The sequence below is a fragment of the Acidisphaera sp. S103 genome (genome assembly GCF_009765975.1).
Lineage (GTDB): Bacteria > Pseudomonadota > Alphaproteobacteria > Acetobacterales > Acetobacteraceae > Rhodopila.
Genome location: NZ_LMUJ01000048.1, coordinates 223,003 through 236,940, shown reverse-complemented (window position 1 = coordinate 236,940; position 13,938 = coordinate 223,003). Strand labels below are relative to the sequence as shown.

The following is a 13,938-nucleotide window of genomic DNA, read 5'->3' as shown; positions in this document are numbered from 1 at the left end:
GTTGCCACATGATCGATCCACAAAAGTTCGACTGGCTGGTCAATCCGCGACATGGGACCCCAGGCGTCACCATCCTGCCGACCGCCGGATTTCGCCGGGCGAAGGCGACGATCACCGGTTGGCCGGGATACGAGCCGACCCCGTTGCTGACACTGCCCGGCATCGCTGACGTGGCCGAGGTGCGAATCAAGCACGAAGGCAGTCGGTTCGGCCTCGGCAGTTTCAAGGCGCTGGGTGGCGCGTACGCGGTGGCCAATCTGCTGGCGGCGGAATTGTCGCGCCAAGACATCGCCCGTGCCGCGACGTCGGGGGACCTGACGGACGGCCGGTATCTGGACGCCACACAAGCCATCACCGTCACCTGCGCGACCGACGGCAATCACGGCCGTTCGGTCGCGTGGGGCGCGGAACAATTTCATTGCCGCTGCGTGATCTTCGTGCACGGAACCGTCAGCCAGGGCCGGGTGGATGCTATCGCCCGCTTCGGCGCCGAGGTGGTGCGGGTCTCCGGCAACTACGACGATGCGGTGCGAGAGGCCGACAAGCAGGCTCGGCAGCAAAATTGGTTCGTGGTCTCGGACACCTCCTATCCCGGGTACACGGAGGTGCCGCGCGACGTGATGCAAGGCTATCGCTTGATGGCGGATGAGGCGGCGGATCAGTGGACCGGTGCGCCGCCGACGCATGTGTTCATACAGGCCGGCGTCGGCGGGGCGGCGGCTTCCGTCTCGGTGCAGATGCGGGCGCGGTTCACGCCGGCGCCGTTGCTGGTCGTGGTCGAACCGGATCGTGCCGCGTGCCTGTTGGCGAGCGCTGCCAATGGTGCGCCAACGGTCGTGCAGGGCGATCTGGACACCATCATGGCTGGGCTGGCCTGTGGTGAACCCAGCCTGCTGGCATGGCAGGAACTGGAGCGTGCGGCTTTCGCCTTCATGTCGATTCCCGACGAAGCGGCGATCGGCTGCCTGCGGTTTTTGTCCGCGCAGGGGCACGAAATCGGCGAGTCGGGTGTCGCCGGCCTCGCGGGGCTGCTGCTGGCGGCGGCCGATCCTGCTGCCAGGGCGGCGTTGCGCCTTACCAACCACAGCCGCGTCCTGTTGTTCGGCACGGAAGGCGTCACCGACCCCGTTGTGTATGACAGGATCAGACACTCACGACAGAGTTAACCTGTTATCAACCAGTTGTGGCGTATTGTCTTGAAAGAGCGACAGACGAAACCCCGTCAGCCGCGTTATGCTGCCGGATGTCCAGCGACGGCCTCAAAATGAGACCCTTTTGCGACGGAGCGTACAGATGCGTGCCAGATGGCCACTTCTTGCGACGGTTCTGAGTGTGGGTGTCGCCTATGTCGCCTACCCGTATGTGGCGTTGTATCGCCTTGGGTCGGCGATCCGCAGCGCCGACGCAGCCACGCTGGAAGCGCTGGTCGATTGGCCGGCGGTGCGGGAGGGGATCAAGGAGGATATGTGCGACCTGGCCGCCGATGCTCCCGATCAGAAGGCCAGCGCCGCACTGCCCCCCTTCGGTGCGTCGTTTGCACGCGGAATCGCGTCGAGCGCCATTGATCAGGCGATAACGCCAAAGGCGCTGCTGGCCGCCGCCGCGACCGAACCCGTTCGTCCCCAGCCGCGGGGCGCCGATGTCCATGTGAATTGGGCGTTCTTCGACAGTCCGACGACGTTTATGGTCAGCCTTAAGCCGCCGGGTCAGGCCGATGTGATCAAGTTGGAAATGGATTTACGGCACGGCGCATGGCGCGTGCAGCGTGTGTGGTTGCCGGCCGATCTGCTGGAGGCGGGGTCCCGGACCTAGGGGAGATCGGGGAGCCTCCAAGGAGCGACGCGCCTTTAAGCCGGATCAAAGGGTCGCCGACCCTTTGCGGGTTCCGGGCAAAGCCCGGACCTTCCTCAGTTCGTGACCGGGCCGCCCGCCTTTTTCCAGGCGCCAAAGCCGCCCTCTATGTGGGCGACGTTCTCCAACCCCATATCCTGCGCGGTCTTCGCCGCCAAAGCAGAGCGCCACCCGCCGGCGCAGAAGAAGATAAAACGTTTCGGTTCGGTGAAAACAGGCTTGGCGTAGGGGCTTTCCGGGTCGATCCAAAACTCCAGCATGCCGCGCGTGCACGCGAAGGCATCAGGCATCTTGCCCTCGCGCTCCCGTTCCCGCGGGTCGCGCAGATCGACGAACACCACATCGGGATTGCCCACGAGACCGATCGCACTTTCCACCGGCACCGTTTCGATTTCCGCGTTCGCTTCGGCAAGAAGCTGTTTGTAGCCTTTCTTGATATTCATCCCGGCGCCCCCCCTTACCGATCCGCCAACCCTAGTATCGGGCCGCCCACGCACGCAACCATTTGCCCTGTCCGCGTCCCGGCGGTATTCGAAGCATCGACATCGTGTTGGGAGACACGCCGATGGACGCCGAAACCGGAATTCAAGCAGACACCGACTACCAGGCCAGGCTCGATCTCGCGGCCGTTTACCGGCTGCTCGCCCATTACGGCTGGGGCGATGTGATCTTCAACCATGCCGCCATGCGCGTTCCGTCCAACCCACGCCATTTCCTGATCAAGCGGCATGAACTGCTCTACACCGAAGTCACCGCCTCCAACCTGGTCGAGGTCAGCATGGACGACGACCTGGATGAGCGGTCGGGCGTCAATCGTCCCGGCTTCACGTTGCACAGCGGCGTCCTGCGCGGCCGGCCGGACGTTCAGTGTTCCGTTCACGTCCATCCGGAGGAAGGCATCGCGCTCTCCGGGCTGAAGCACGGGCTGCGGCCGCTGTCGCAGAATTCCATGCGCTTCTACAACCGCGTCGGCTACCACGATTACGAAGGCCTGACCGACAGCTTCGACGAACGTGAGCGCATCGTCGCCGCGCTGGGGAAGAATCGCGCCCTGATCATGCGCCACCACGGCATCACCACCGTCGGGGAAACCGCGCGCGAGGCGTTCTCACTGATGAAGGAGTTCGTGCGCGCGGCACGGATCCAGTTGCAAATGGAAGCGACGGGTGCCGAATTGCTGGAAATCCCGGGGAACGTGTGCGAACGGGTCGCGGCACAATACGAACAGCATGACCGGGGACGGGCGTCGGCCGAGTGGCCGGCGTATCTTCGACAACTCGATACGATCGATCCCGGCTACCGTTCCTGATTTCCCCGCGGCTGAACAAACCGTCGCGCCGGGCCCGCCATGAACCCGGCCTGGGTGCTGCGAACCGCCAGGCTTGTCCTGAGTCCCGTGGGAGGCGGCGATCTGGCCGACCTGCGGGCGATCAAGGCCGATCCCGCCGTTTTCGCCGTCATGCTGGGCGGCGTTCGCGACCTCACGCAGACGGCCGACGACCTGGCGCACAACGTGATCGCATGGGGGCAGCACGGCTTCGGCATCTGGGCGATCCGTGAATCCGGCCGTTTCGTCGGGATCACCGGTTTGGAGCACCGGACGGATGGCCGTGGGGTGGCATTGCGCTTCGCCCTGTGGCCCGAGGCTCAGGGGCGCGGACTGGCACGGGAAGCCGCTTTCGCCGCCCTGCGTTTTGGGCACGACCGAGCCGGTTTGTCCCGCATCGTCGCGGCCGCCCGCGAAAGCAATTTCGGCTCCCGCATGGTGCTCGGTGGCATCGGCATGCGGGAAGCCGGGTCGTTCGAGCAACGCGGCTATACGATGATCCTGTACGAAAGCATCGTTTGATCCACGCTTTGCCGGACCGATTTAGCTGACGCTCGGGGAGCGCCGGTCCGTTACCCGCTTCGCGAGACCTGATTCTTCATCGCCGCGATCAGCGCGTCGACGCTGTCGTGGTTGTGCGTCAGGTAGGATGCGTAATCCTGGCGCTGGGTCAGCCGCAGCGACGTGCCCTCCGCCACCACATCGATAATCTTGGGATCGGTCGATGGATTGGCGATGATCCAATCGACCGCGGTGGGCGGATTGTTGGGGCGGACCACCGTGGTCGAGACTGCCGCCTCCTCATCCTGTGGCTTGGTGCGGCCCATGGTGAATGTCACACCCTGGTATTCCCCGAGCTTGGAGGTGATATTGGTGACCAGAACCTCGTGGAACAGCGCCAGATATTGCTGCTGCTGCTGCGGCGTCGCCTGGCGCCAAAAGCGGCCAAGGCAGAATTTGCCGATCCCGTCGACATCGACGTCGGCGTCCAGGACCTGGGTCATGGCCGCACGCTTCGATACGGCCGAACCAGGGCCGTTGACGATCGCGACCAGTCTGTCACCGGTTGATTTCACGAACGCGGCAGCCTTGTCGGTGCCTTGGCCGCGGACGGAGAGCGGGAACAGCGCCGATGCGGCGGCGAAGGTCAGAAAGTGCCGACGGTAAGTCATATTATATCCGAACTCCGGTAACGGGATCGATCACTTCGCGGACGCGGCCGCCGGCTGTGGGAACCAGTCCGGGACCGTGGCACGATGGTCGTTGCGCAACTCCTCAATCTGGGCGTGACGATGCTGGCGATACAGGCTGCGGAACGTCGCGTACGGATCGAGGGCCGTCTTCTTGATCGAGTCGAGGGCATCAAGCACGCGCTCCCGCGAGTCAACTGCGTTCAGCCCATAGCGCGTCCATTTGAACACCGTGAGGCCGGTGCTGCTGGGTGGACCCATCCATGTGAACGGGTCCATCAGGATGTCCACGCCGAAGCCCGTGGCATCGCGTGGGTCGCTGGGTCCCAGGACCGGCAGATACAGGAACGGCCCCTCCGGGACGCCCCACAGCGCCAAAGTCATGCCGAAATCGGCGTCGTGATCCGGGTAGCCCAACTTCTTCGCCACGTCGAAGATGCCGCCAACGCCGGCCGTCGTGTTGATCAGGAAGCGCATCGTCGTGTCGCCGGCGCGCCGGGGTTTGCCTTCCAACACGTCGTTGCCGAGCTCGACGGGCGTGCCGAGGTTGGACAGCACATTATGGATGCCGTCGCGCACCGGGGCAGGCACCGCGAAGCGATAGGCCAGCGCCGCCGGCCGCAGGATGACCGTGTCGAGACCGTTGTTGATCGCGTAGAAGACCCGGTTGGTCGGTTCCAGCGGATCATTCGTCTGCTGATAGTCGGCCAAGGCGTCGGGGTCGCTCGCCGGCGGCTTGGTCGCGCACGCGGACAGACCCAAGCCGACCAGGGCCAAGACAGCGAAAAATCTGGCCGTCCCGGAGAACGATGGGCGGGAAATAGGACTAGGTCGCATCAATTCCTCGGGTTAGTTCCGGACGCGACTACAGCGCGCGTGTCCCGGCAGACGGTCACATGGCGAGTGTGCAGCGAATTGGAACACCCCGGTATTGAGTTTTCCGTGAACCACGCAGCGGCAAGCGCATACCACGAAGCGGGCCGGTTAGGGAATTCCCACATCGGCCCCGGCGGGATTCACTTGCGTTTCGGGTCAAAACCTAGGATTCAGCGGCAATGGACGAACAGACCGACACCGCCTCCGCCACATTGCAGCGCTGGCTGACCGGCCCGCGCTTTTCCGCGCTGCCGATGCGGCTGGCCGGCCACCCCGCGCCGAAACTCTCGTTCGAGTTCTTTCCGCCGCGCACTGAGGCGCTGGAGCAACAGCTTTGGACCTGCATCAACCGGCTGGCCCCGCTGGCACCGCGGTTCGTGTCGGTGACCTATGGCGCCGGTGGGACGACCCAGGCGCGCACCCATGCCACGGTCGCCCGGATCGTGAAAGAAACCAGCCTGGTGCCCGCCGCGCACCTGACCTGTATCGGCGCGACGCAGGATGAGGTGAACGAGGTCGCGCGTGGCTACTGGGAGGCGGGCGTGCGCCACATCGTCGCGCTGCGCGGCGATCCGCCGCCGGGCCAGGCGTATGAGCCGCACCCGGGCGGTTATCATTATGCCGCCGACTTGGTTGCCGGGCTGCACAAGGTGGCGGCTTTCGAGATTTCCGTCGCGGCCTATCCGGAGGTGCATCCAGGTGCATCCAGCCCAGTGGGGGATTTGGAGAACCTGAAGCGCAAGCTGGACGCCGGGGCAACCCGAGCGATCACCCAGTACTTTTTCGATACCTCGACCTATCTGCGCTTCCTGGACTTGTGTTTGGCGGCCGGAATTACCGCCCCGATTGTGCCGGGCATCATGCCCGTGTCCAATTTCGCGCAGGCTGTAAAGTTTTCCGACATGTGCGGTGCCAGCGTGCCAGCCTGGATGGGGCGGTTGTTCGAGGGCACCGAAAGCGACCCGGAAACCCGCCGGATGGTCGGCATGGTGGTCGCGGCGGAGCAGGTTCGGCTGCTACAGGCGAACGGTGTGGATGAATTCCACTTCTACACGCTGAACCGTCCGGACCTGACGTATGCGATTGCGCATGTACTCGGGGTTCGGGCAGGTGTCGCGGCCTGAGATGCGTGCGTGACCGGACGCCACGCAGCGATTCAGCCGTAATCGTCCGCCGGGACCATCCCCTGCAACGCCCGCAGTAGCGGCCCGATGTGGCGTCGATAATGGCGCCACCGGCCGATCGAACCGGTATAAAGCGGCTGCCGCACCTGCCAGTGACTGGCGGTCATCACGGTTCGTTCGGTGTCGTGGAAAGCGAGGCACGCCGGATCCCAGTCCAGTCCGAGGAAATCGATGAGCCGGCGGCTCTCGCGTTCCAGGTTGCCGACCAAGGTCTCGTATTGGATCTCCAGGATGGGGATTGGCAGCACCTTGCGCCAGTGGTCCATCAGGCGGTCGATCTCGCGCGCCCGAAACGCGCAATCCTCCTGGTCGTCGGTCCATACCAGGGGGTCGTCGCGAAAATACTGGAAGAAGCAGGACAGGCTGATATCGCGCGGATCCCGTCGGCAGACCACGATCCTGGCTCGCGGGAACAATATGGCGATCTGGCCAAGACACAGGATGTTATCCGGCTGTTTGTCGATAATCCGCGCGGCGTCGCCGCCGAAACCGCGGAGATGTTGCACATAGGCGGTGGCTTCGCGCCGAACGGATGAACGCGTCCACCCAACAGGGTGATGACTTGCATGTTCGGTTTCCAACGAGGTCAGAAGTCCGAATATCTCCGCCTGCTCACCGGCGCCGAACACCAGCCTGTGGCTGGCGGCGATCTGCTCCACCAGGCTTGTGCCGGACCGCGGCATACCGACAACGAACACCGGCTGTTCGGACGGATCGCCCCATTCCGTGCTGGCGGCGAACAGGCGTGGATCGAACGTCGCGATCTGCCGGTCCACCAAGTTCCGAAATTTATCGCGATCAAACACGAAACCATGGGCGTTGCGATCCTCACGCAACAGGCGGTTGGCGAGGGCGTAGGCCTCGAAAGCCTCGTCATACGCGCCATGCCGGTCGCACACCTGCCCCAGCGCGAAGCCCGCCGAGACGCGGTCTCGCACCAGCCGGGACGGGTCGTCCAACGCCACCCTGGCCGCTTGCTTTACCGCGTCGTCATCGTGGCGCTGTCCTAAAACGACCAGGTCGTGGAGCGCGCCCGCCGATGCAGGGTCGAGCGCCAAGGTTTGCCGGCACGCCTCGGCGGCGGCGTCAAAATGGCCCAACGCGGCCTCACAATTGGCCAGCAACAGCCAGAACCTTGCATCCGGGGTGATCACGAGCGCTTGCCGGCATATGTCGGCGGCCGTTGCCACGTCGCCACTGTGCATCAGGCAGTCGGCAATGCCGTATTGCACGCGGGGATTGCCGGACCCCAAGGTCTCGGCCTGTCGATAGGCTGCCAACGCCTCCTCGAAGCGCTTCAGTTCGGCCAGCGACGCCGCGAACTCGGTCAGCAATCCGGGGTCGTCCGGCCGCAGCGTCTGCGCGACCTCCCACGCGTCCGAGGCGCCCTCGTAATTCCCGTGACCGGACTGCGCCGTTGCCAAACCGACCCAGGCCTCAGCCAGCATCGGAGCGACCTCGGTCGCGCGTTGCAATGCCTCCACCGCGCCGGCGGTGTCCTCCCGCATGAGCAGTGCGTAGCCGAGTTGCACCAGCGCGACAGGCAAAGCCGGGTCGATGGCCACCGCATGGCGGGCTGCTTCGACCGCTGGTTCGGCATTGCCCGCCGCGCGGTGAGCCCCCGACAGGTCTGCCAGCACCGGAGCCAGGTCGGGTCTCAGCGTCAGGGAGCGGGTGATCAATGCGATCGATTCCGCCGGGTCTCCCCGATCCAGCACGAGCAACCCCAACAGATGCAGCGCGACCGGATCGTCAGGGTTATGCCGCAGCACGGCCCGGTAGATCGGCTCCGCATGGTCGGGCCGACCACCTTGATAGTGGGACACCGCGATGGCCAGCGCCGTCGCCGGGTCACTCGCCAGCGAGTCCCAATCGTCATCGCCGTCTGAGGGAACCAGTCCAGCCAGTCCGGCGAGCAGGGGCTGCAAGTGCCGGCGATAATGGCGCCAGCGTCCGACCGAACTCGCATACAACGGCTGACGCACCTGCCAGTGACTGGCGGTCATCACGGTCCGTTCCGTTTCATGGAAAGCGAGGCACGCCGGATCCCATTCCAGGCCGAGGAAGTCGATCAACCGGCGGCTTTCGCTTTCCGGATTGGCGATCAGGGTCTCGTAGTCGATCTCCAGGATGGGGAACGGCAGCACCTTGCGCCAATGGTCCATCAGACGTTCGACTTCCCGGGCACGGAACGCGCAGTCCACGAGATCGTCGGGCCAGGTCAGTTCGTCCTCGCGAAAATACTGGAAAAAGCATGACAGGCCGACGTCCCGCAGGTCACGCCGGCAGACCACGATGCGCGCATGCGGGAACAGCACGGCGATCTGGCCGAGACACTGGATGTTGTCCGGCTGCTTGTCGATGACCCGGACAGCGTCGCCGCCGAGGCCACGCAGGTATCGGACGTGCGCGAGCGTTTCGCGGCGCACGGCTTCCCGATCCCAGGCGACGGCGGGACGGCGGACGGTCGGCCCGCCGTCCAGTGTCGTCAGAATGTGAAAAATCTCACTCTGCTCGCCAGCACCAAACACGAGCGGATGGCTTGCGGCGATCTGTTCCACCAGGCTGGTACCGGAGCGTGGCATTCCGACGATGAATACGGGCGCCTCGGACGGATTACCCCATCCCGCCGTGACGGCGAACGTCTGCCGATTGATCGCGGCGATCTGCCGGTCCACCAGGGCACGAAACTGGTTTCGATCGAAGACATACCCGCGTGCCGCACGATCGTCACGCAGCAGCCGGTTGCCTAGCGCAAAAGCAGCAAAAGCCTGATCATACGCGCCCGACCGGTCGTGGATTTTTCCAAGCGCGAATCCCGCCGCGACGCGGTCCCTTACCGGCCGGGCCGGGTCCTCCAGCACGTTCTGTGCTACATGCGTCGCCGCAATGTCGTCGAAGCGCCCCTCCATCGATACAAGATCATGGAACGCGTCAATCAACCCGGGTTCGAGCGCCAAGGTGCGTCGGTAGGCTTCGGCCGCGGCATCGAACCGGCCCCGCATGGCCTCGCAATTGGCCAGCAACATCCACATCCTCGACCAATCCGGCATCGTCTCAAGCGCGTGCCGGCACGTGTCGGCCGCCGTGGCGGCGTCCCCGGCGTGCAACTGGGCATGGGCGACACCAAACAGCGCACGCGGGTCGCCAGGTGCCAGGGAAGCGGCCTGGCGATAGGTCGCCAACGCCTGATCAAGGTGATCGAGCTGGACGAGCGATCCCGCGAAATCGATCAGCAATCCCGGGTCACCGGGTTTCAACGCCAGCGCCGCATGCCACGCCTGCGTGGCGGCTTCGTCATCCTTCAGGCGGGTCAGTGCCGTTGCCAACGCGGCCCATGCCTCGGGCAGGTTCGGGTCGAGACCGGCCGCTTGCCGGGCGACCTCGACCGCGGCCTCGGCATCACCGCCGGCACAATGGGCACGGGCGAGGGCAGCCAGCACGGCTGCGACATTGGGCCGCAGTGCCAGGGAGTGGGTGATCAGCGCAATTGCCTCCGCCGGCTGTCCACGATCCAGCCGCAGCAGTCCGAGCAGATGCAGCGTGGCCGCATCATCCGGATCGCGCCGCAACAACGCCTGGTAGATCGGCTCCGCATAGTCGAGGCGGCCACCGCGGTGATGAGACACCGCGATTGTCAGCGCCGCCGCTGGTTCGGCGGCCAGGGAATCCCAATCCGCATCGCCGTCGGACGGTACCAGTCCGGCCAATCCGGCGAGCAAGGGTTGCAAATGCCCGCTATAGTGTCGCCAGCGGCCGATCGAATTGGTGAACAATGGCTGGCGTACTTGCCATTGGCTGGCTGTCGTGACCGCCCGTTCGGTCTCATGGAACGCGAGGCAGGCGGGATCCCATTCCAATCCAAGGAATTCTATGAGGCGCCGGCTTTCGAACTCCAAATTATGGACCAGATCCTCGTACTGCACTTCCAGAATATCCAGCGGCAGCACGGCCCGCCAATGCGACACCAACCGTTCGAAGGTCTGCGCCCGACAAGCGATATCGGCGAGGCTGGTCGCCCACGGCAAATTGTCGCCAAAATGCTGCAGGTAGCACGATAGGCCGACGTCCCGGAGATCCCGGCGGCAGATGATGACCCGGGCACGCGGGAACAGCATCGCGATAGGCCCGAGCCACTGAAAATTGTCGGGCAACTTGTCGATGACCCGTGTGGCGTCTCCCCCCCAAAGACGCAGCTTTTGCAAATGCGCCGCTGCCTCGTGGGCAATGGCGGCCGGGTCCCAGGCGATAGGCCGTGGATCGGCCTGACCGGCCTGTAGCCGAACGACGATGTTGCGTATGTCGTCGCGTTCTCCGGCACCAAAGACAGTCCGATGGCTGCTGGCGATTTGCTCGACCAAGGTCGTGCCGGACCGTGGCATGCCGACCACGAACACCGGAAGATCGGACGCATTGCCCGAACCTGTGGTGGCCGGGAACGTTCCGGGCGGAAAATTCGCGATGATCGTTTCAACATATGCATCGAGGGCAATTGGATCGAATGCGCGGCCGGTGGCCTGATGCGATGCGCGAGCCAGTTGGTTGGCGGCCGCATACGCATCCCAGGCCGCGTCATAATCGCCGGCGCGATCGAGCAGTTCGCCCAGAGCGTGGCCCGCGCCAGCCCGCTCACGCTGCGCCTTGCCTGGGTCGTCAAGCACGTTACGCAGCCGTGCGGCGTCCGGTTGAACCTCCGCCAGGTGACCGGCGGAAACCAGCCCATAAAGCGGTGAGTCGAGGTCCGGTTCGAGGGCGATTGCTTTACGGTAGCAATCCGCCGCCTCGGCAAACCGGCCGCGTGCCGCCTTGCAATAGCCGCTATGCACCCACAGTTCGGCGGTGTCCGGAGCGACGAGCAGGGCTTTATCGCACGCCACCTCGGTCGCCGCGACGTCCCGCGCGCCCCACAACGCGGTAACCAAGGCCAGGTGGACCCGGCCATCCGCGGGTGCCAACTCGACCGCCCGACGCAGACTGGGCAGAGCCACGGTGTACTCGTCGAGTTCGCACAGCACCCGGCCGAACTTCGTCAGGTACTCGGCGTCGTCCGGATTCAGCCGTACCGCTTCCCGCAGCGCGGCGGCAGCGGATCGAAAGTCTTTTAACCGCATGCAGGCCATGGCGAAATAGTGCTGAGCGTCGGCAAATTCGGGGGCCAACGCGATGGCGCGTTGCAGCGGTTCTGTCGCGCCGACCGGATCATTCAGATCCAGCCGGGCACTTCCCAGCAAAAATTGAGCCGCCGCGTCAGATTCGTTCAGCGCGACCGCTTCGCTGGCGGTTTCCGCCGATGCGTGAAAATCACCCATCGCGCGATAGGCGCGGGACAACTCAACCAACGATTCACCGTCACCAGGCCGGCCGGCGGCGGCACGGCGAAGCAAGGACGCAGCCTGCCTTGGGTCACCTCGGCCACGGACCAGTTGGCCGAGGCGGTGAAGGGCTTCGATGTTGTCCGGCTGACGTTCGATGACCAGGCGGTAGGCCGATTCCGCGGGTTCGATATGGCCCGCCAACAGGAAAGACCGAGCCTCGGCCAAAATCCGCGGCACCGACAGCTGCGTGTCGTCGGTCGCGACCAGACCTGTCAGTCCATCCAGCAATGGCTGGATATACGGGCAATAATGCCGCCAGCGTCCGACGGAAGAAGAATAGAGCGGCTGGCGCACCTGCCAGAAGCTTGCTGTCTGCACGGCCCGCTGGGTTTCATGAAATGACAGGCAGGCGTCATCCCACTCGAGTCCGAGGAAGTCGATCAGGCGACGGCTTTCGCCCTTCAGATCGCCAATCAGTGTCTCGTAGTTGATCTCCACCATCCGCAGGGGAAGGACATTGCGCCAGTGATCGGCCAGCCGCTCGATCTCGGACGTCCGCGCCGCCGTGTCCGTCAGATCGTACGCCCAGGCCATGCCGTCGCGGAAGCGTTGAAAGAAGCACGACAGACCGACATCACGTGGATCGCGACGGCAAATGATGACCCGCGCATTCGGGAACAACACGGCGATGTGGCCAAGCTGCATGATGTTGTCGGGCAGCTTGTCGATGACCCGATCCGCCGATCCGCCGAGTGCCTGCAACCGCGCGAGTTGGGCCGCGGCCTGGTCCCGAACGGCGGCGGGATCCCAGGTGGCCGGCGAGAGTCCTGGTGCGTCGCCTTCCAGGCGCCCGGCGATCTCGAACATATCCTTCAGCTCGCTTGCCCCGTGGACCTTTGGATGGCTGGCCAAAATCTGCTCGACCAGGGTGGTTCCCGAACGCGGCATGCCGACAATGAAGACGGGAACCTCGGACGGATTCCCCCAGCCCGCCGTCGCTTCAAGGGCAGAGGGAACAAAGGCTGTCCTGAGCTGATCGAGCCGCCGCCGAAATTGGGGGAGGTCGAACCTGTCCGCGGACACGGCAAACGATTCGAGCGCCAGCCGGTTGGCGGCAGCGTACGTCGCAAAGGCGGCTTCGTAGTTGCCGGCCTTGTCCAGCAGCGAGCCCAGCGCAAACCCTGCCGACAACCGCTCGATCTCCGATCTGGCCGGGTCGTTTAGGGTCGCTTGCAACAGGCCATGCGCGCTTGCCGCGTCAGGCAGTTTGCCGATCGCGGCCAGGCGGCTCAACGCATCCGACGATGCGGGATCCAGCGCGAGAAGCTGATTGTAACAATCAGCAGCGGCGTCAAATCGCCCCATGAGGGCATAGTTGTCGCCCTGTTGCAGCCGGACCTCCAGATGGTCCGGTGCGCGTTCGACGGCCTGGTTCAGGGCTTCGACAGAACCGGAAAAGTCTTCCGATCGCCGCAAAACCCCTCCCAGGGCGACGTAGGCGCTGGCGTGGTCCGGCTTCAGGGTCACGGCGTGCTGGCAATAAATGGTCGCTTCGTCGAGTTGATTCAATTCCGCCAGCATGATTCCGAGGTTCAACACCACCTCGTAGCGGTCGGGAGCCAGTTGCTCGGCGGAGCGGTAGGCAGCAGCGGCGGCGGGATAGTCTTTCAACTTGCCTTGGGCATGGCCGAGAAAGAGCAACGCGTCCGCCGAATCCGGTGCCAGGGCTGCCGCCCGGGTCGCGGCAATCACGACGGCCGCATCGTCCTGCAGTGCGAGCAGGGATCGGGCCAGTTGCAGGTGTGCCTCGGCCAGGTCCGGGTCCAGCTCAATCGCCCGTTGGCTGCTGCGTTTCGCGGCCGCCGGATCGCCGGCGGCGCATTGGGCACGGGCGAGGTTCGCGAATGCCTCGGGAAATTCCGGATCGGCGGCCACAGCCTGGGACAGGACAGCGATCGACTCAGTCAGATTGCCGGTGTCTTGCAGGATGACACCGAGCAGGTTGAGCGCATCAGGGTGATCGGGCTCTTGTTCCAGAACCCTGCGGTACAGCGCTTCCGCCTGGGCGAGCCGACCGGCTTCATGGTGCGCCAACCCGGCATCGATGTCGGTGGCCGTATCGCTTGCTTCGGTCATAGGGAGTCGCGCATGAACATTCGGTTGTCGCGTGCCGTTCTAGAGGGTCTGGCAATCAA

At 64.6% G+C, this 13,938-nt stretch carries 9 protein-coding genes; 5 read left to right on the top strand and 4 right to left on the bottom strand.

Features of this window, described 5'->3' with window-relative positions; all coding sequences use genetic code 11:
* The first annotated feature begins 8 nt into the window (after positions 1–8).
* Together GSQ89_RS13595 and GSQ89_RS13590 are read left to right on the top strand one after the other, a co-directional pair.
* Positions 9–1,166, top strand: coding sequence for a diaminopropionate ammonia-lyase (locus GSQ89_RS13595; RefSeq protein ID WP_158925935.1), 1,158 nt, complete (start codon positions 9–11; stop codon positions 1,164–1,166).
* Between the two features lie 127 nt (positions 1,167–1,293).
* Positions 1,294–1,812 carry a DUF2939 domain-containing protein gene (locus tag GSQ89_RS13590; protein WP_158925933.1) on the top strand — a complete coding sequence of 173 codons (519 nt, stop codon included), beginning with the start codon at positions 1,294–1,296 and terminating at the stop codon, positions 1,810–1,812.
* Between the two features lie 95 nt (positions 1,813–1,907).
* Here GSQ89_RS13590 and GSQ89_RS13585 read toward each other — a convergent pair whose 3' ends face one another.
* Complete coding sequence (locus tag GSQ89_RS13585) at positions 1,908–2,294, bottom strand: rhodanese-like domain-containing protein (RefSeq protein WP_174254862.1); 387 nt, start codon at positions 2,292–2,294, stop codon at positions 1,908–1,910.
* A 122-nt stretch (positions 2,295–2,416) separates the two neighbouring features.
* Here GSQ89_RS13585 and GSQ89_RS13580 point away from each other — a divergent pair, with 122 nt between their 5' ends.
* Entirely contained in the window at positions 2,417–3,160 is a 744-nt protein-coding gene (locus GSQ89_RS13580) for a class II aldolase/adducin family protein (RefSeq protein ID WP_158925931.1), read from the top strand.
* 39 nt (positions 3,161–3,199) lie between these two features.
* Complete coding sequence (locus GSQ89_RS13575; protein WP_158925929.1) at positions 3,200–3,700, top strand: GNAT family N-acetyltransferase; 501 nt, start codon at positions 3,200–3,202, stop codon at positions 3,698–3,700.
* A gap of 50 nt (positions 3,701–3,750) precedes the next feature.
* Here the strand turns inward: GSQ89_RS13575 and GSQ89_RS13570 are convergent, their stop codons facing one another.
* Both GSQ89_RS13570 and GSQ89_RS13565 read right to left on the bottom strand, forming a co-directional pair.
* The gene (locus GSQ89_RS13570; protein WP_158925927.1) at positions 3,751–4,350 is read right to left on the bottom strand and encodes a phospholipid-binding protein MlaC; all 600 of its coding nucleotides are present in this window, start codon (positions 4,348–4,350) and stop codon (positions 3,751–3,753) included.
* A 30-nt stretch (positions 4,351–4,380) separates the two neighbouring features.
* Entirely contained in the window at positions 4,381–5,205 is an 825-nt protein-coding gene (locus tag GSQ89_RS13565; protein ID WP_158925925.1) for a VacJ family lipoprotein, read from the bottom strand.
* 218 nt (positions 5,206–5,423) lie between these two features.
* Between GSQ89_RS13565 and metF the strand changes: the two genes are divergently transcribed.
* A complete protein-coding gene (gene metF / locus GSQ89_RS13560; protein WP_158925923.1) occupies positions 5,424–6,368 on the top strand; it encodes a methylenetetrahydrofolate reductase [NAD(P)H] in 945 nt (314 codons plus the stop codon).
* A gap of 32 nt (positions 6,369–6,400) precedes the next feature.
* On the opposite strand, the gene GSQ89_RS13555 is transcribed toward metF, so the two are convergent.
* Complete coding sequence (locus GSQ89_RS13555; protein WP_158925921.1) at positions 6,401–13,879, bottom strand: sulfotransferase; 7,479 nt, start codon at positions 13,877–13,879, stop codon at positions 6,401–6,403.
* Between the last annotated feature and the right edge of the window lie 59 nt (positions 13,880–13,938).